The sequence below is a fragment of the Candidatus Beckwithbacteria bacterium genome (assembly GCA_012797845.1).
Taxonomy (GTDB): Bacteria; Patescibacteriota; Microgenomatia; order UBA1400; family UBA1449; genus JAAZOH01.
In genome coordinates this window covers 1-19,053 of record JAAZOH010000025.1, presented here as the reverse complement: position 1 = coordinate 19,053, position 19,053 = coordinate 1, and the positions used below count along the sequence as shown (strand labels likewise).

Genomic DNA, 19,053 nt, shown 5'->3' with positions numbered 1-19,053 from the left:
GTATGAAAAAACAAAATCTGTCCAAAGCCCCGGTGTATAAACGTTTTCTAGCTGATGTAATTGATGGCTGTATTATTGCTTTACTGTCCTTTATTTTATTTTTTGCAGTGAAAAATACTATGGCTGAACAAATGCTAGGTTTGTCAATTTTTTTAGTCTATGATGCGGGGTTAACTTACCTAAATAGTGGAGCAACTTTAGGTAAAAAAATATTTAAAATCAAAGTTGTGGCTCTTCATGGCAGACTCATTCTGCCGCAGATTGTTGTTATGTCTTTAACCAATGCTATTGCCAGTTTAGTATTACTCTACGCCTTATTGCAATTTACCGGTAATGCTTGGTATGCTCCGCTTATGTGTACCGGATTATTTATTTTGATTATGGTAATTGATTTCAAAAACCGAGCCCTGCAAGATTTAGTCGCCCGAACCTGGGTAGTAAAAACGAAGTCTTCATGAAACTTTCAATTATCATTACCAGCTACAATACCAAAGCGCTTTTGGATACATGTTTAAATTCTCTTTACACATACTTGCCCAAGATTGAATTTGAAGTTGTTGTGGTTGATAATGCCTCAAGTGATGACTCGGTAGCATATGTCAAAAAGAATTTTCCTAAAGTTACAATCATAGCCAATAAAAAGAATGTTGGATTTGGAGCTGCTAATAATCAGGGAGTAGCTAAGGCCAGTGGTGATTTGATTTTGTTGCTAAACTCCGATGCCTATTTGATTGATAATTCTTTACAAACATTTTTATTAAAACAAAGCGATAAAAAAGAAAATTTTACCAATACAATTATTGGCGCCCAACTATTAAATAGCGATCAAAGCATTCAAGCTTCAGCTGGTTTTGCTCCGACACTTATCCGAGTTTGGTTGCAGATGCTGTTTGTTGATGACCTGCCAATTATTGATTCACTACTCAAATCTTATCAGGAAAGTCGAGCCAGTTTTTATAAAAAAAGACGTAGTGTTGATTGGGTGACTGGAGCCTTTATGTTAATGCCGAAAGAATTGTTTAATAACATTGGTGGTTTTGATGAATCAATCTTTATGTATGGTGAAGAAGTTGACTTATGTTTTCGGGCTAAAAAACAAAACACCAATATTATTTTTGATCCTAATATAAAGCTAGTTCATGCTAAAGGTGGTTCTTCGCAAGATGGTTTTGCCAAAGCTATTCAAGGGGAATATCAGGGATTGTGGCACTTTTATCAAAAACATTTTCCTAAAAAACGAGATAGTTTGGCAGCTGCTTTGCAGTGGGGGGCGTTGTTGCGCAGCGTCCTTTTTGCTATCATAAGCCCAGACAAAGCTAAGGTGTATAGGGCTTTGCTGGAAAATTCAAAAAACTATGAACAAAATCCTTAAATTAATTGATGACAATTTGCTCTTTGCTATCAGTTTGATGCTGATTGTATTTATTCCGCTCTATCCTAAATGGCCTATGTTTGATGTCTTGCCTGGATATATTGTCCGGATTAGACTTGAGGATTTTTTAGTTTTGTTCTCATTTTTAATTTGGGGAATTTATGTTTTGCGAGGCAAGATAAAGCTGAAAGAAATTCCGCTATTTAAACCAATCCTGGCTTATTTAGTAGTTGGACTTTTATCAACGCTGTCAGCTATTTTTATTACCCAGACAGTTACCACCGAAACCTACCAAATTCTCAAACTGTATCTACACTACTTTAGAAGAATTGAGTATTTTTCACTGTTTTTCATTTTCTATAGCGCTATCTCTACTAAGGAACAGATCAAATACTACCTGACGGCTTTAGTGGGCACAGTAGTAGGGGTGTTTGTCTATGGTTTTGGCCAGAAATACCTCTATTGGCCAGCGTATTCAACTATGAATCGGGAGTTTTCCAAAGGAATCGTTTTGTATCTTTCTGAGCATGCCCGGGTTTTATCAACCTTTGGTGGTCACTATGATCTAGCAGCTTATATTATGCTAACGCTGACTATTGTTATTGGTATAGCTTTTACGATCAAAAAATGGTGGTTGTCAGCTATTCTATTATTTATCGCTCTGTGTGAATATTGGTTGCTTAATTTGACAGCTTCGCGAACTTCGTTTATGGCTTTTTTGGCTTCGGTATCTATTTTGTTTCTATTCTTAGCTTTTAAAAAGGGTTGGTTTTGGGCTGGTAAACGTTTATTTATTATTGTTTTTGTTTCAATGTCTATCATGCTAACCATTGGGCCGATGTCAGAGCGTTTTGCTCAGGTTATTAAACTACAAGATTTAAAAACTGATTTTAATAAAGCCCTAAGGCCGCCTCCACCAGATGCGATTGAGCTTCGAGATGACATTCCCTTGGAAGAACAACTGGCCATGGTAGCTTCTCAATCAGATGTACCACCATCTCCAGTTAAGCCAACTCCTACTCCAGTTGCTGCTCAAGTTAAAGCTCGTCCAGACGATGTATATGAAGACCCTTATGTACAAGAAGCGACAAGTTCAGCCGAAGCTACTGCTTCAGCCGTGGTTCATGCAGATTACTCAGAAAATGCCTTAAAGTATGGTCTATCAACTGGTATTAGATTAGATACTCTTTGGCCCAGAGCTATTGCTGCTTTTAAGACAAATCCGCTTTTAGGGACTGGTTATTCAACCTTGGTCAAAGCTGTGGTTTGGGAACAAACTCCAGCCGAATCAACTGATAATGACTATTTACGACTTTTGGGTGAAACAGGACTTTTGGGCTTTATTACTTTTATGTCTATCTTTGGGCTTTCAATTGCCATTTTTTACAAAGCTTTTAGAAAAAGTTCCGAACCACTCTATTATGGACTCTTTGCAGCCGGTATTGGTATTAGTATCGGACTTATTATCAATGCTATGTATATTGATGTGTTTGAGTCTTCTAAAGTAGCGTATTCTTATTGGTCTTTTATGGGGTTATTTTTGGCATTAGCTTTGCTGACACTTAAAGATAAAAAAAATCATAAAAAAACAAAGTAGTTATGAAACTTTCACAAATATTAGTACTGGTATTTCTCTTTGTTTTAGCGTTTATACCTCGGCTTTATAAAATCGATAATCCCATTGCTGACTGGCATTCCTGGCGTCAGTCAGATACGGCAGCAGTAGCTCGGGATATGGCTCAAAATGGCATTAATTTACTTTATCCTAAGGCGCATAACTATCTACCCATGAATGGCTTGCCCAATCCGGAGCGCTACTTTTTAAATGAATTTCCGGTTTACAACGCTATTGTAGCTATTCTCTACAAGATGTTTGGAATTAATACTATTTATGCTCGGCTAGTTTCAGTCTTTTTTGCTAGCTTAGCAACTGTCTTTTTATATCTTCTGACCAAAAAACTGATTAATGCCAGAGTGGGATTTTTAGCAGCAGTTTTGTTTGCTATTTTGCCTTTCAATATTTATTACGGTCGGGTCGTGATGCCTGATCCTATGCATATCTGTTTTTCTATTGCTAGCTTATACTTTTTAAGTTTGTGGGTTTATAAACAAAAAATCAGCTATGCTATTTTGACTGGTTTAGCTTGGGCAGTGGCGATGCTAACCAAACCATATGCTATTGTTCTGCTTTTGCCGGCCAGCTATTTGGTTATCCGGGCTTTCCGGCTTAAAGCTTTTAAAAAGCCAGGTCTGTATATCATTTTAGCCTTAGGTTTGATTCCATTGGCTTTATGGCGTCTTCATATCAATCAACACCCCGAAGGCATGTTTGGTTCGGGTTGGCTGATTAATCAAGGTGATATCCGTTTTACTGGAGCTTTTTTCAGGTGGCTGATTTTTGAGCGGATGAACCGACTAATTTTTGCAACCGGTGGTTTTGTCTTATTTTTCTTTGGTTTGGTTAGTAATCGGATTAAAAAAGAAGGTTGGTTTTTTGAATTTTGGCTATTGGCAGTAATTATTTATATGACCTATTTTGCCCGGGGAAATGTAACTCACGATTACTACCAATTACCATTAGTGCCGGTTGGTTGTGTTTTAATGGCCAAGGGAGTAGATTTCTTACTTAAAAATGGTGTCGGTTTTATGGGGAAAATGATCAATTGGTTTGTAGCTTTAGTTTTAGTGCTTTTAATGCTAGCTTTTGGTTGGTATGAAACAAGAGGATTTTTTAATATTAATCATCCTGAAATTATTGAAGCAGGCCAAGCAGTAGATCAGCTGACTCCCAAAGATGCGCGGGTGATTGCGCCTTATCAAAAAGATCCGGCTTTTTTGTATCAAACACAACGCAATGGTTGGACTGATTTTGATGTCGTAGAAACTATGTGGCAGTGGATCAAGCAAGATGGGGCAGATTATCTGGTTTCAGTCAATTATGATGATCAAACTAACTACTGGTTGGATCGGTGTCAGACTTTGATTAGAAATGAAAAATTTGTAATTATTGATCTCCAAACCTGTCAGGAAGAGCAAGCTAGTCCTGATGATTCTTCGACTCTAGACGTCATTAGCATGTAGTTTGGGATTTTATGAAGATATTGATGCTTACTCCATATCTGCCTTACCCATTACTTTCGGGTGGACAGATTCGCACTTACAATCTACTTAAAAACCTTAAAGACCATCACGAAATTACTCTTTTTTCTCTGATAAAAGATGACGGCGAACGTCAATATTTGCCGCAACTGAAAAAATTTTGTAAAAAAGTGGTGCTGCTGAAACGGACTAAAAATCCTTGGTCGCCACGCAATATCTTACTGGCCGGTTTGACGGCTTACCCTTTTTTAGTGACTCGCAATATGCCGATTCGGGCTTCTCATATTATTGAGCAAGAGCTTAAAAATGATCAATACGATCTGATTCATGCGGAGACTTTTTACATGATGCCTAATATCCCCAAAACTAAAACTCCGATTTTGCTAGTAGAACAAACGATTGAATATTTGGGCTATCAAAGCTATGCCCACAATGTGAAATTTTGGCCGATTAAGCCGCTGCTTTCAATTGATATTGCCAAGATTAAACGTTGGGAAACCTATTTTTGGCAGCAGGCCAGTAAATTAGTGACTATGTCGGCTGATGATAAAGTTTTTATTCAAAAAGAAGTGGGTAAAAAACTCAATATTGCAGTGGTAGCCAATGGGGTAGATATGGAATTTTTTAATAGTGTCAAAAAATTAAACCCCCAGCAACCAACGGTGTTATTTGTCGGGACGTTTAAATGGTTGCCTAATGCCGATGCAGTCGAATTTTTAGTGGAACAAATTTGGCCTAAAATTATTGCTAAAATTCCAGGTGCGAAACTTCATATTGTCGGTTTTTCGCCGAGCAAAAAAATCCTAGCTTATGGGCAGCAAGATTCGATTACTGTTTCTGGAGGGATAGAAGATATTCGAGATGCCTATCGCCAGGCTCATGTATTACTAGCTCCAGTGCGGTCTGGTAAAGGAACCCGCTATAAAGTTTTGGAAGCTATGGCTATGGGCTTGCCAGTAGTGGGAACTTCACTGAGTGTTGAAGGCTTAGATGTCCGGCCAGGCCAAGATGCGTTAGTAGCCGAAACCGCTGAAGGTTTAGCTACTAAAACTATCAAAATTTTACAGGATAAAAAATTGCAAAATAAACTAGCTCAAAATGGTAAACGCCTGGTTTCGTCTCGCTACGATTGGACAGTGATTTCCAGAGAACTAGACCGGATTTATCAAGAATTAGGGAAAAAGAAATAATATGATTGATATTTCTATTATCATTTTAAATTACAACACCAAAGATATAACGCTGAAATGCTTAGAGTCGGTTTGTCAAAGTGACTTTGACTCGTATAGCTGGGAAATAGTTTTAGTGGACAATGCTTCTAGTGATGATTCTGCAAAAGCCTTTAAAACTTTTAAGCAAGATCATAAGCAAATAAAAGTGACCATTATTGAAAATACCCGTAATACTGGTTTTGCGGCTGGTAATAATAAAGGTATCCGCAAAGCTTCGGGAACATATATTCTTCTGCTTAATTCAGACGTAATTTTAGAAAAAGACACTATTAAAAAACAGCTTAACTTTTTAGAAAAAAACCAGGATTTTGCTGCAGCTACCTGTAAGCTGATTTTACAAAGCGGCAAACTGGATCCGGCCTGTCATCGCGGCTTTCCCACACCTTGGGCAAGTCTAACTTATTTTGCCAAACTAGAAAAACTATTTCCAACAACCAAACTATTTGGCGGCTATCATCAGGGTTGGAAAGATATGACCAAAGCTCATCAAGTGGATGTAATTTCCGGAGCTTTTTTCCTAATTCGCAAACAAGTTTTAGATCAGGTTGGTCTATTTGATGAAGGCTATTTTATGTATGCTGAGGATATTGATTTATGTTTACGGCTTAAAAAACAAGGATTCAATATTGCTTTTAACCCTGTTTCCCAGGCTTTGCATTTAAAAGGCGAGTCAGGCAGAAAAGACAAACAAAGTAAAAGCCATTACTATTTTTGGGAGACCATGCAGCTTTTTTATAAAAAACACTATGCTAAGACATATCCCAAACCCTTAATGTGGCTGATTTTTGCAGTAATCAATTGGCAGAAAGGCAAATATGAAGATAGGGCTTGATTGTCGGTTTTGGGGTATTACTCATGCGGGTTTGGGCCGCTATACTCGTGAGTTGGTTTTAGCGCTTTTAAATAAATATCAGGATAAAGCCGACTTTACGCTCTTTATCAATCGTCACCAATGGCAGGAAGACAAAGCTTTGCTTAAAAACTGTCATCTGGTTGAAACCGAAATTCCTCACTATTCTCTTAAAGAACAACTTCAGTTTGGAGGCGTAATTGATAAGGAAAAATTAGACCTCATGCATTTTATGCATTTTAATGTGCCAGTTTTAGCCAAAACTCCATATATTGTCACTATTCATGATTTGATCAAACATTTTTTTAAAGGCAAGCCAGTAACAACCCGAAGCAGTTTAGTTTATTGGCTTAAATATGGTGGTTACCGGTTGACGATTGGCCAAGCTATTAAACGATCAGAATGTATTATTACACCATCGCTGTTTACTAAAGATCAGGTGGCGGTTCATTATCCACTGGCTAAAGATAAAATTAGAGTTGTTTATGAGGGGGTTAGTGAGCCATATAATTTGAACCTCACATTGGAAAGTGCGGCTTCAAAAAAAATCCAAAAGAAATATCAGTTAAATGCTCCTTACTTTGTTTATACAGGCTCAGCCTATCCTAGTAAAAATTTAGAAGTTTTACTTGAAGCTTTAAAGCAGTTTAAAGCTCAAAATAACAAGGTTCAGCTTTTGATTGCCTGTGCCAGAAACGTTTTTTGGCAAAGACTTAAAGACCAGATTGCCAAATATAAACTGGAAAATTATATAGTTATGCCCGGCAATGTGCCTGATGAAGAATTAAAATTTTTATATGCTCAAGCTAGGGCGTATGTTTTTCCATCGCTTATGGAGGGTTTTGGTTTACCAGGATTAGAAGCTATGGCCAGTGCTTGCCCGGTAATTAGTAGTAATACCGGCAGCTTACCAGAGATTTATGGTTCTAATGCTTGGTATTTTGATCCTCATAATAGTCAGCAGCTCTTTGAGCTGATGCAGCAAGCTATGAACCTTGGTGATAAGCAGCGGAATAAGATTGTTGAAAAAGGCATGAAGTATAGTAAGACTTACACATGGGAAAAAGCAGCTGCTCAAACCTGGCAGGTTTATCAAGAGGTTTTTTAAAAATAAAATGAATCTGTTGGTTTATAGCTTTAAAACCTTTCCCTATAAAAAAGAAATAGAAGATATTTTTCCCAGTATTTTCTATTTTTATAAACTAACAAAAGATATTGAAACATTTAAGCAATTAATTATTCAAAATAAACCTGATTATGTTGTAGGAATTGCTTTTAAAAAATATGGCCAATCATGTTTTGAGCCCCAAACTGTAAATATTTTTAATAAAAAGGCCAAAATAACAAGAAATGGAATAGATAGCTATAATTTATTTATACCAACATATTTGAATTTTAAAACATCTAACTATCAGTCAAGAAGTTTTTGTAATTGGACTATGTATAAAGTCAGTGAATTTATAAATTGGCAACATCTGGCAACTAAACTAATTTTTACACATATAAGTAGAAAAGATATTATTCACCTTAGAAAATTTTATGAAAATTGCTTTAGTCTATGATCGGGTCAATAAGTTTGGTGGGGCTGAGCGGGTTTTGTTAGCCCTACATGAAATTTGGCCTCAAGCTCCTCTTTATACAACAGTCTACAACCCTACTAAAGCTCCTTGGGCCAAAGTTTTTAATGTTAAAACTTCATTTTTACAAAACATACCTTTTGCAAAAGATCATCATGAATGGTTTGCTTGGTTGACGCCTTTAGCCTTTTCCAAGTTTAATTTTGATGAATTTGACATAGTTATTTCAGTGACTTCAGCTGAAGCTAAACACATAAAAACTGGTTCTCAGACACTCCACATTTGCTATTGTCTGACGCCAACCCGCTATTTATGGTCGCATCGCAAAAGTTATGAACGAGAAGGTATTAAAGGCTTATTTTTAAAATTGTTGGGTCCATTTTTGCGGCAAACTGATTTTAAAGCGATCCAAAACATTGATCACTTTATTGCTATTTCCACAGCTGTTTCTCAAAGAATTAAGCGATACTACCATCAAGATAGCCGCATTATATTTCCGCCAGTTGAGCTATCTGAACCAAAAACAATATTGCCTATAAAAACACCAAAGCGGTTTTATCTAGTGGTTTCTCGTTTGGTTTCTTATAAACGGGTTGATTTGGCAATCAAAGTTTGTAATAAATTGCAACGAAATTTAATAATAGTAGGTAGTGGTGAACAGGAAAAAAGGCTTAGAAAGCTAGTCGGTAAAACTATTTATTTTGTGGGAAATTTGACAGATGACATACTTGCTATGTACTATAAGCGCTGTCAGGCAGTTTTGTTTGCCGGTTATGAGGATTTTGGAATTGTGCCGGTTGAAGCAATGAGCTTTGGTAAACCAGTAATTGCTTTTGCTAAAGGTGGCGTTTTAGATACAATTATTTCAAATAAAACCGGAATACTTTTTAAAAAACAATCAGTATCTAGTTTAGAAAAAGCTTTGCTAGAATTTGAAAAGAAAGACTTTTCAGCTCAAGTTTGCAAAGCGCAAGCTCAAAAATTTAGTAAAACAATTTTTAAAAACAATTTTGCAAAAATTGTGGAGGAATTATGGAGACAAAACCAGAAATCAAAGTCTTAATTATGTGTGGCGGTAAAGGCACTCGGATGTGGCCGATTAGCAATATGGACCATCCGAAACAATTTGAGGGTTTGTTGGGCAAGCGGTCAATATTTGCCGAGTTTGTAGCCAGAGTTTTAAAGCGTTTTAAGCCTGAAGATGTCTATATTGCTACTTCAGAGAAATTTAAAGACCAGCTCAAAAAACAAGCCCCACAAATTCCTGATAAAAACTTAATTTTAGAACCAGCCATGCGGGACAATCTTGGAGCTGTTGGTTTGGCTACGTCAGTGATTGCTAAACGTCACCCTAAGGCAGTTATGATTATGCTTTGGGGAGCAGATCATGTGATTCAAAATGATGAAGTCTTTTTGGATGCAATTTGCGAGGCGGCTTCTTTGGCTGCTGCTCATGATCGGATAGTTCACGTAGACTGTTTTCCTACTTATCCATCTGTTCATAACGGTTGGATTAAAATTGGCCAGAAAGTCAAAACCGAAGCTAAACATGATGTTTATGAATTTTTACAACAGGTAGAAAAACCGGATTTAGAAACTGCTCAAAAATTATTTAGATCACATGAATATCTAATTCATGTTGGCTACATGGCTACTAAGCCATCACTTTTACTCTCTTACTATCAAAAATATGCGCCTCAAATTTATGCACGGCTTGAGAAGATTAGTAAGGTTGTTGATACACCACAATATCAATCAGTACTGGAAGAAGAATATCCCCAGATGGAAAAAGTATCGATCGATTACGGTATTTTTGAAAAGTTGCCGCCTAAAAGTCAGTGGGATTTACCAGTTGATATGGGTTGGATTGATGTGGGAACTTGGGAACTGCTGTATCATGGTTTAGATAAAGATAATGATGGTAATGTGATTATTGGCAAGGTAAATTTATTAGATGTGAGTAACTCTTTAATTATTAATCATCAAGGGAAAACGGTTGGTTTAATCGGCTTATCTAATATGATTGTGGTCAATAGTGATGCCGGTTTACTGGTTTGCCCCATGGCTCAGGCTCCTAAGGTAAAAGAGCTTTACAACAGTTTGTATCAAAACTAAGATTAATATATGGATTATGAACCGCTCAAACGAGCAATAGATATTTTAGTGGCATTGATCCTTTTTGTTTTATTTTTGCCGATCTGGCTTATTTTACCGCTGCTCATTAAACTCGATTCACCAGGCCCAGTTTTTTACAAACATAGGCGAGTGGGTAAAAATGGTAAAGAATTCTGGTTTTATAAATTTAGGTCTATGGTAGTTAATGCTGACGATATTTTGCATAAGCAGGATAAAAAACTATTGGAAGAGTTTAAAAAATGTGACTGGAAACTAGTTAATGATCCGCGGATTACCCCATTGGGTAAAATCATGCGCAATTTGACATTGGATGAATTTCCCCAGCTTTACAACGTTTTAAAAGGCGATATGAGTATTGTGGGTCCCCGAGCCTATCTTAAAAAAGAATTAGATGAGCAGACTAAAAAATATCCCCATACTAGAAAATGGGTTAAAAATATTTACAAAGTTAAGCCCGGTATGACTGGTCCTTGGCAAACTTCGGGTCGTAATGAAATCCCGTTTGATAAACGCGCTAAAATGGATAGTGATTATGCTCGCAATCATAGTCTAAAAGATGATATAGTTATTATGTTAAAAACTCCTCAAGCCATGATTACTAAATGGTAAGCGGAGCCATCTTGCCTATGCCCAAAACAAAAAAACAAATCATTCATGATAAAACAACTGATATCTCCTCTGAAACACAAGAGTTGGTTAATGAGATTAAAGAAGTAGCGACCGAACTTAAGGCACTTAATGAGCCGGAAACCTCAGTTCAACCAGAGAAAGCTGAGACTAATGACGCTAAGCCAGTTGAAGCTGAAAAGTCTCAAGAAGCTGCAGCTGAGCAAAATACTGACCCTAAAAAAACCGAGCCAGTAGATTCACAGGTAGTTGAAGATGGCAAAAAAGATGCCCCAGAGCCAGTTCAAAATGAAGCTAATAAAGCCGAGACAGCTCCTACTGAACCAGTACAAACCGAACCAGGAAAAGTGGAGTCAGGCAATGCTAGTAGCCAAGTTCAGGCTGAGGCAGCTCCAGCAGAAAATCAAACACAAGCTGAGACGACAACTAAGCCTCAAGAAGCACAATCCCAACCAGAAGCCACTAAACCTGAAGAAAACCAGACTCAAGGTGAAGCTGCTAAACCAGTAGAAGCCCAAGTGCAGCCTCAAGAAAATCAGCCAAATGAAGCTCAATCTCAAGAACCAAAAGTAGAATCTCAACCTGAACAAAACCAGGAAGTAGAAAAAGAAGAAAAACTATCACTTATGGCAAAAATTAAAGCTAAATTACCGTTTGGTAAGAAAAAAACAGAACAACCTCCAAAAGCAGAACAGAAAAAGGGTAAAAAAACTTTAAAACTGATTGGGATTGGAGTGGGGGTAGTTTTGGTGCTTGTAATTGCCTTAGGGGCCACCACTTATTTACTAGCAAAGCCGGTTCTAGATAATGGTCAGAAAACTATGACCTTAGCCCAAGAGGCTTATACTTTAGTCAAAAACCAAGATTTAGAACCAGCTAAAACCAAGTTAAGTGAAACTAAAACAGCATTGTTGGCTACTCAAAAAGCCTATCAGAAGCTCTCATGGCTTAAAGCGATACCGTTTGTATCAACTTATGCTACTGATGCTGAAGCTGGACTTAAAGCTGGAGTGGCTGGAATTGAAGCTGGAGAAATTTTAGTTGATGCAGTTTTGCCGTATGCTGATGTGTTGGGTTTAAAAGGTCAAGGTAGCTTTGAAGGTGGAACAGCTGAAGACCGAATCGTTAAAGTAGTTGAAACTTTAGACAAAGTGACTCCGAAACTGGAAGAAGTTTCGCAAAAACTTCAGATTGTGGAAGATGAGCTAGATAAAATTGACCCAAATGACTATCCTGAAGAGCTTCAGGGCAAATCAATCAGACCTCGCCTAATTCAAGGTAAAGCCTTGGTAGCTGAAGCTGTGGTAGCGGTCACTGACGCCAGACCGTTAGTTGAAGTTTTACCTCAAATTTTAGGGTATCCGACAAGTAAGAAATACTTAGTTATTTTCCAAAATGATGGTGAACTGCGACCAACTGGTGGTTTTATGAGTGCTTTTGCAGTTATTAATATTGATAAAGGACGAACTACCCCAGAGAAAAGTGATGATATTTATAGTTTGGATAAGAAATTTGGCAACAAAGTTGAAGCTCCAGAACCATTTAAAATTCACATGAATGAAGACTATTGGTATTTGCGCAATATGAATTTCTCACCTGATTATTATGTATCTATGACTACTTTTGATAAATACTATTCAGAACTTAAAGATGAATATAAAGTAGATGGCATTATTGCTATTGATACAGAAGTGTTACGGCGCATGGTTGAAGTGACTGGTCCTTTGGTAGTTGATGATTATGGAACCTTTACAGTTGAAAATGATCCTAGGTGTAATTTAGCTCAAATTGTTTGCGAGCTGGAACACATTGTTGATAAGCCACTAGCTACCGTAGTGACTAACCGTAAAACTTCTATTTTGGGTCCAATGATGCAAGCTCTGATGAAAAAATCTTTGGGTGGTGGTAAGGAACAACTAGCTAAACTAGTGCCGCTTATGTTTCAACTCATGGAAGAAAAACATCTGCTGGTTTATTTTAAAGATGAAAAGCTACAAAAAGCTGCTGAAGCTTTCAATATTGCCGGTAGAATCAATGAAGCTAAAAATGATTATTTGCACATCAATGACGCTAATCTTGGTGGGGCTAAATCTAATTTTTATATTGATCAGGAAGCTGAACAGGATATCGAAATTGCCGATGATGGTACGGTTACCAAGACTTTGACAATTACCTATACCCATCCTGAACCAATGGATAATTGTAATTTGGAAGCTGGTGACTTATGTTTGTCTGGAAAATGGCGTGATTATTTCCGGATTTATGTACCAAAAGGTTCAAAATTGGAGGAAGGGCGAGGAGCTTTAACTAAAATTACTCAAAGTGAAGATTTGGACAAAACCGTGTTTGAAGGCTTTTTTGAACTATATCCTGAGAAAAAAGCTAAGATTATTATTACTTACACTTTACCTTTTAAAGTAAAAGCTGGTGATGCTTATAGTATGCTAGTTCAAAAACAACCTGGTACTAAAAATAGTAAGTACATTGTCCGCATCAAAGGCCAAGAAGAAGAATTTACTTTAGATAAAGATACGACTAAAAGTTGGAAAATCTAAGCTAGCATGAGTAGAACATATCGTCTTCAAGGTTTTGTGATTAGGCGTCGGAATTTTGCTGAAGCTGATCGGCTAATCACTTTTTTTTCCAGGGAAAAAGGTAAGATTACTCTTAAAGCCAAAGGGATTCGCAAGTTGCAATCCCGTCGTAGCGGTTTGTTGGAGCTATTTAATGAAGTGAGTATTTTGGTAGCTAAGGGTCGAGCTGGTGACATTGTAACTGAAGTTTTTCTTGATCAAAATTACCAAAATTTTGCCACTGACTATCAAAAAACTAAACTTGGTTATCAGCTCATTGAACTTATTAATAAACTAGCCCCAGAAGAAGAAGTCAATGAAGAAATCTATGAATTACTGAAACTAGCCTTTGAATATCTGCAAAGTAGGGAATTAGCTTTAGAACGGTGCGATACAGTTTTATTACGTTTTAATTTGCGCCTCTTGGAACTTTTAGGGTTTGGAACTCCTCCTATAAAAACTTTAACTGAGACTACGGCTTTTATTGAAAATGTCTTAGAAAGAAAGTTGATGAGCGCAGATTGTTATGATATATAATTAATCTTAATAAATATGATTAAAGAACAGTTGCTTCGAAATCCCAATTTAAGAGATTTGCTTGAGGCGTCTACTAGTACTGTTTCATCAGGTGTGGCATATGGTCTTTGGTTAGGTGGTAATGAGACTCAAATTGCTGCTGGAATTTTAGCCGGCTTGCTGGCTAGTGGGAGCATATTTACTACTCAACAACTTATTTCCTTTAGTAAAGAGTTAGGTGAAGAAGTTTGCAAACATACATAGTTTGTAATTTTAACAAAATTTGCTATTATAAAAACTAAGCTATGATCGCTTTGGCAAGCGGGAGCTATAAAAACAAGAGCGGACGAAATTATTGGATTACATGTTTCGTCAAATAGGGTGGAACCGCGATTCTTTAAGAACCGTCCCTATAAAGTTTTATTAAATTAAAGCTTTGTAGAGACGGTTTTTTTATTGCGTACTTATTAAGTTATAAAATGCAATAATCCGCCGAAGTCTCCTGAGGCAAACGAGACTGAATAAGTCTATGTGTAGCCTCAGGGACGAAGGCGGATAGCTCAACTATTTTTAAAGATGAAAAATTAAGATATAAGAGCTTGATTCTTTACTTTTAATTCTTTATTCTTGATATATGACTACTTCTTTGCAAGACATTGTAGCAGTAGCTAAGCGTCGGGGATTTGTCTATCCATCATCTGAAATTTATGGAGGCTTTGCGGCTATTTATGATTATGGTCCAGTGGGAGCGGAGCTTTTAAACAATATTAAAGCAGCCTGGTGGCGCTATATGGTGCAACTGCGGGAAGATGTGGTTGGTTTAGACTCGGCTATTTTTATGCACCCTAAAACCTGGGAAGCTAGTGGGCATGTGGCTGGTTTTTCTGACCCTTTAGTTGAATGTCGAGCTTGTCATGCTCGGTCCCGAGCTGATCATTTGTTGGCTGGAATTGGAGTTGCGGCTGATGAAAAAATGTCAGCTGAAGAGATTAATCAACTTTTTGAAAGCAATAAAAATCAAATCAAATGTCCTAATTGCCAAGCTCAGGACTTTAGTCAAGTTAAAAAATTTAACTTACTAGTGCAATCAAACCTAGGTAATTTTACAGGCGATTGGACAAAAGAACCAAGCTATCTGCGAGGTGAGACTTGCCAGGGGATTTACTTAAACTATAAAAATGTACTGGACTCAACCAGAGTAAAAATACCGTTTGGAATTGCTCAAATTGGAAAAGCTTTCCGAAACGAAATTACCGCTCGGCAATTTATTTTTAGGACTAGGGAATTTGAACAAATGGAAATGCAATACTTTGTGCATCCTGATCAGGAAATGGTAGCCTATGATGAGCTTAAAAAATACCGTTGGCAGTTTTATCTGGACTTAGGAATTGACGAGCAAAATCTGCAGTGGCATGAACATGAAAACTTAGTTTTTTATGCTAAAGCGGCTTATGATATTGAGTTTAGATTCCCCTTTGGTTTTGATGAGTTGGAAGGCATTCATGCTAGAGGTGATTATGATCTGACCCAACATCAAACATTTTCTGGTCAAGACCTAATGTATACTGATCCTTTCAGTGGGGAAAAATATTTACCTCACATTATTGAGTCTTCAGTGGGGGTAAACCGGATTATGTTGGCAATTTTGACTCAGTCTTATACTCAGGAAAAGGATCGTTTGGTTTTAAAATTACCCAAAAAACTGGCACCGTATAAAGTGGCAGTTTTCCCACTACTTAAAAATAAAGAAGAAATTGTAGCTAAAGCTAAATCAGTTTATGATCAGCTGAAGCTTGACTTTATGACTGCTTGGGATGAGCGTGGTAATATTGGGAAGCGCTACTATGGTCAGGATGAGATTGGGACGCCGTTTTGTGTTACCATAGACTTTGAGACTCTAGAAAAAGACAGTGTAACGGTTCGGGATCGAGATACTATGGTTCAGGAGCGAGTAGTAGTTTCACAACTTAAAAATTATCTAGCAGATAAATTAGCTCAGTAGCATCTATTAGCTTGCTAATAATGCCCATATATATGAAACTATCTTTTAAAATTATTATTCCAGTTTTGGTAGTTATTCTCTTGATTGTTGGAGGATTATGGTTTTTTGTGTTGCGAGGCAATGCTAATGAAGAGGCTCCAGCTCTGATTGAAACTCCACCGAGTGTTTCTAAAGTAAATACTTTACCGCTAGCTGATCGGCCTTATGTTGAGCTCATTCCTCATGCCAATAAAAGTCGCTGCGGTGGGATTGACCTTAAGATTAGTAATCTTAAAAACGATGAAACCGAAGCTGAGTACGAGCTGGAATACAATACGGCCACAATGATTCAGGGAGTCTTTGGAACTAGAGATTTATCTGATCCCAATAAAGAGCATCAACCTTTGGAATTTGGAACCTGCTCAAAAGGAGTTTGTAAATGTGATGATGATATTACCGGTGGCAATTTAAAACTTAGTTTTACGGCTAAAGAGGACTATGTGCTTAAAGCTGATTTTTCAGTACAAAAACCAAGCGAACATGATGGAGTCGTTTCCTCTCTCGATGGGAGGTTGCAAATTGCTTTTGGAGATAACCTTGACGAAGATACGCCAGTGCTTATTACCTCAACTTTTGGTTTACCAAAACAACTTAGTGATAAAGTGGTATTAGGGCCTTATGGTATTTTTATTGAAGATGTTGATGAACTAGAAGAACCAGCAACAGTAATTTTGCAGTCTCAGGAACTGACTAGTGGTAAAATTCAAACCTGGGATGGAACTAGTTGGAAAGTAGTTGATGCCAAAATTGATGGTGGCAAGGCTACTTTTGAAATTGAAAAACTTGGAGTGATTGTGCTGACTGAGTAAAATCTCTCTCTAAGCAATACTAGGAATGAGCTTGCCGTCCCTGTCAAGGTAAGATGGAACATCTTCGTGATGAGGGTATTGGTCAATTTTTTCCGAAAATTCATGAGAAGTTTCCAAGGCATTTGGATCTTCAGGAATAGTAACTGTTTTAGGATTTGCTTCTACTAACTTCTCTCTTACTAATGGATGTGCTGGTAAACCACTTGCTTTAAAACGTTCACAACCTTTATGTCTGTTGATTGCAGTTTTTCCGTCTTGTGCAAGAGATGCCACTATTTCATCGTCAAAAACTACTCTTGTAAATTGACCTTGTTTATTTTGTCGTAAGCCACATCCTTCTAGGGGAGCATCTTGACCCTCTGCTCTAACTAAATATTGGCAATAACAACACACTTCATAATTAATATAAGTAAATGGTGGATCTGATTCTTTTGTCATAATTTAAAAATATAAGTTTATAAAACTTAAGTATAACTATTATAGGTATTTTTATAAGAAAGTAAATAAGTTTTCCTGTTGACAAGCGCGTGAAAACACGTTTTAATGGTGATTAGTGGTGAAAAGTGGTGATTCTCCAACTGCCCGGTAGAATCACCACTTCAATAATATTTGAAACTTATGTTTTTAGGAAACTTTGAAAGCAATGTTGATAAAACTAAGGGCAGAGTAGCTATTCCTAGGGTTTTTGGTCGAGAAATTGGCACTAAGGCGATTTTAACTAAGGGTTATGAAAATTCACTACTGCTCGTTAAATTTGAAGATTGGCAGGAAATCACCAATCAGGTAGTTGGGAAGAGTTTTTTATCAGGCTTATCCCGTCAAACTGATCGATTTCTGTTGGGTAATGCTTTTGAAATCAGCTTTGATAAGCAGGGTCGTTTTATTATTCCAGCTGCGCTTCGAAGCTATGCTCAACTGGCTGAGGAAGCTGTCTTTGTGGGGGTTGGTAATCGAATTGAGATTTGGAGCAAACAAGCCTGGAACAAAAACGAAACCTATTTAAATGAAAATATTAGTCAAATATCTGAAAGTTTAAATGACAAACTCGGAAACCAATAATTTTCACCAAAGCGTTCTTTTACACGAAGTGCTTGAAGCCCTACGTATTCATGATGGCGCTTGGTATCTTGATGCCACTATTGGTGGTGGTGGTCACAGTGAGGCAATTTTAAAAAAAGGTGCTTATGTTTTAGGGATTGATCAGGACGAGGCAGCTTTGGAAACAAGCAAAACCAGATTGAGCACTTTTTATAAAAATGGCCAACTAAAGCTGGAAAAAGCTAATTTTGCTGATCTGGAACGAATTGTTGCTAAGCATAAAATCAGCCCTAAAGGAATTCTGTTTGATTTAGGGGTTTCCAGTTATCAGATAGGTGGAAACCAACGAGGTTTTTCTTTTCAGGTTGATGAAACTTTAGATATGCGTATGAACCCAGAGTTTCAACAAGTCACTGCTAAAGATTTAGTCAATGGCCTTTATGAAAAAGAACTGGAGCAACTTATTAGCAAATATGGTGAAGACCCACTAGCTAGGCCAATTGCTAAAGCCATTATTGCTTTCCGTAAGCATCAGTTTATAGAAACGACTGGTCAACTACGGGAAATCATTGAAAAAGTCTACCACAGAGCTTACCGCAGCCGTAGCCGCATGAATCCGGCTACTAAAACGTTTCAGGCGTTGCGGATTGCGGTTAACGACGAAATTGAAGCTTTGAAGAGTGGCTTAGAAGCAGCTTTACATATTTTGCAAGAAAAAGGTGTTTGTGTGGTGATTAGCTTTCATGGTTTGGAAGACAAGATTGTTAAAACTACCTTTTTAGACTGGGAATCTCAGGAGCTAGGAGAAAGAATGTATCAAAAACCGATAGTGGCTAATGAACAAGAGCTTGAGAGCAATCCGCGCAGTCGTAGCGCCAAGTTACGGGCTTTTATCAAATCATAATATATGACTCAATCTAGACAAAAAAACATCATTAGAAGTAGGTTTTCTATTAATTATGCTCTTATTTTAGTATTAGGGTTATTGATTGGTTTGCAGGTTTATATCAGTAATCAGATTGCTACTTCTGGAGCAGCTTTGAGTGAGCTTGAGCAAAAAGCTCAGCAACTCGAAGATGATAATCGCAAGCTTCTCTCAAAAAACGTAGAAGAAATGAGCTTGCATGAGCTAGCTCAAAAAGCTGAGGCTTTAGGGTATGTAGAGCCTGAAACTATTATCAAT

Annotated in this window: 20 protein-coding genes; 19 read left to right on the top strand and 1 reads right to left on the bottom strand. The window is 37.3% G+C overall.

The window, feature by feature from the left end; translation table 11 throughout:
- The first annotated feature begins 2 nt into the window (after positions 1-2).
- The 16 genes from GYA49_03375 to GYA49_03300 all read left to right on the top strand — a co-directional run bounded on the left by GYA49_03375 (position 3) and on the right by GYA49_03300 (position 16,832).
- On the top strand, positions 3-458 hold the full coding sequence (locus tag GYA49_03375) for an RDD family protein (GenBank protein ID NMC36063.1): 456 nt from the start codon (positions 3-5) through the stop codon (positions 456-458).
- Entirely contained in the window at positions 455-1,372 is a 918-nt protein-coding gene (locus GYA49_03370; GenBank protein ID NMC36062.1) for a glycosyltransferase family 2 protein, read from the top strand. The genes GYA49_03375 and GYA49_03370 overlap by 4 nt, the downstream gene beginning before the upstream one ends.
- Entirely contained in the window at positions 1,356-2,969 is a 1,614-nt protein-coding gene (locus GYA49_03365) for a hypothetical protein (protein NMC36061.1), read from the top strand. The genes GYA49_03370 and GYA49_03365 overlap by 17 nt, the downstream gene beginning before the upstream one ends.
- Before the next feature lie 2 nt (positions 2,970-2,971).
- Positions 2,972-4,453, top strand: coding sequence for a glycosyltransferase family 39 protein (locus GYA49_03360; protein ID NMC36060.1), 1,482 nt, complete (start codon positions 2,972-2,974; stop codon positions 4,451-4,453).
- A gap of 11 nt (positions 4,454-4,464) precedes the next feature.
- Positions 4,465-5,661: a glycosyltransferase gene (locus tag GYA49_03355; GenBank protein NMC36059.1), complete on the top strand. Its 1,197-nt coding sequence runs from the start codon at positions 4,465-4,467 to the stop codon at positions 5,659-5,661.
- A gap of 1 nt (position 5,662) precedes the next feature.
- Positions 5,663-6,535, top strand: coding sequence for a glycosyltransferase family 2 protein (locus GYA49_03350; protein ID NMC36058.1), 873 nt, complete (start codon positions 5,663-5,665; stop codon positions 6,533-6,535).
- Positions 6,519-7,661: a glycosyltransferase family 4 protein gene (locus GYA49_03345; protein ID NMC36057.1), complete on the top strand. Its 1,143-nt coding sequence runs from the start codon at positions 6,519-6,521 to the stop codon at positions 7,659-7,661. The genes GYA49_03350 and GYA49_03345 overlap by 17 nt, the downstream gene beginning before the upstream one ends.
- Positions 7,662-7,668: 7 nt before the next feature.
- A complete protein-coding gene (locus tag GYA49_03340; GenBank protein ID NMC36056.1) occupies positions 7,669-8,115 on the top strand; it encodes a hypothetical protein in 447 nt (148 codons plus the stop codon).
- Positions 8,093-9,193, top strand: coding sequence for a glycosyltransferase family 4 protein (locus GYA49_03335; GenBank protein NMC36055.1), 1,101 nt, complete (start codon positions 8,093-8,095; stop codon positions 9,191-9,193). Before GYA49_03340 ends, GYA49_03335 begins: the two co-directional genes overlap by 23 nt.
- Positions 9,163-10,245 carry a mannose-1-phosphate guanylyltransferase gene (locus GYA49_03330; GenBank protein NMC36054.1) on the top strand — a complete coding sequence of 361 codons (1,083 nt, stop codon included), beginning with the start codon at positions 9,163-9,165 and terminating at the stop codon, positions 10,243-10,245. The genes GYA49_03335 and GYA49_03330 overlap by 31 nt, the downstream gene beginning before the upstream one ends.
- 9 nt (positions 10,246-10,254) lie before the next feature.
- Positions 10,255-10,875 (top strand): sugar transferase, encoded by a 621-nt coding sequence (locus GYA49_03325; GenBank protein NMC36053.1) that lies wholly within the window; start codon positions 10,255-10,257, stop codon positions 10,873-10,875.
- Between the two features lie 17 nt (positions 10,876-10,892).
- Positions 10,893-13,448, top strand: coding sequence for a DUF4012 domain-containing protein (locus tag GYA49_03320; protein ID NMC36052.1), 2,556 nt, complete (start codon positions 10,893-10,895; stop codon positions 13,446-13,448).
- A gap of 6 nt (positions 13,449-13,454) precedes the next feature.
- Positions 13,455-14,003, top strand: coding sequence for a DNA repair protein RecO (recO, locus tag GYA49_03315; protein ID NMC36051.1), 549 nt, complete (start codon positions 13,455-13,457; stop codon positions 14,001-14,003).
- A 15-nt stretch (positions 14,004-14,018) separates the two neighbouring features.
- Entirely contained in the window at positions 14,019-14,246 is a 228-nt protein-coding gene (locus tag GYA49_03310) for a hypothetical protein (protein NMC36050.1), read from the top strand.
- Between the two features lie 370 nt (positions 14,247-14,616).
- Positions 14,617-15,984: a glycine--tRNA ligase gene (locus tag GYA49_03305; GenBank protein ID NMC36049.1), complete on the top strand. Its 1,368-nt coding sequence runs from the start codon at positions 14,617-14,619 to the stop codon at positions 15,982-15,984.
- Positions 15,985-16,016: 32 nt separating this feature from the next.
- A complete protein-coding gene (locus GYA49_03300; protein NMC36048.1) occupies positions 16,017-16,832 on the top strand; it encodes a hypothetical protein in 816 nt (271 codons plus the stop codon).
- A gap of 9 nt (positions 16,833-16,841) precedes the next feature.
- Here GYA49_03300 and GYA49_03295 read toward each other — a convergent pair whose 3' ends face one another.
- Positions 16,842-17,270: a hypothetical protein gene (locus GYA49_03295; protein ID NMC36047.1), complete on the bottom strand. Its 429-nt coding sequence runs from the start codon at positions 17,268-17,270 to the stop codon at positions 16,842-16,844.
- A gap of 180 nt (positions 17,271-17,450) precedes the next feature.
- On the opposite strand from GYA49_03295, the gene mraZ reads away from it, so the two are divergent.
- From mraZ to GYA49_03280, 3 genes are all read left to right on the top strand, one after another.
- Positions 17,451-17,891 (top strand): division/cell wall cluster transcriptional repressor MraZ, encoded by a 441-nt coding sequence (gene mraZ / locus GYA49_03290; protein ID NMC36046.1) that lies wholly within the window; start codon positions 17,451-17,453, stop codon positions 17,889-17,891.
- Positions 17,869-18,774, top strand: coding sequence for a 16S rRNA (cytosine(1402)-N(4))-methyltransferase RsmH (rsmH, locus tag GYA49_03285; GenBank protein NMC36045.1), 906 nt, complete (start codon positions 17,869-17,871; stop codon positions 18,772-18,774). Before mraZ ends, rsmH begins: the two co-directional genes overlap by 23 nt.
- Positions 18,775-18,777: 3 nt before the next feature.
- A partial coding sequence (locus GYA49_03280) for a hypothetical protein (GenBank protein NMC36044.1) occupies positions 18,778-19,053 on the top strand: 276 nt, incomplete at its 3' end.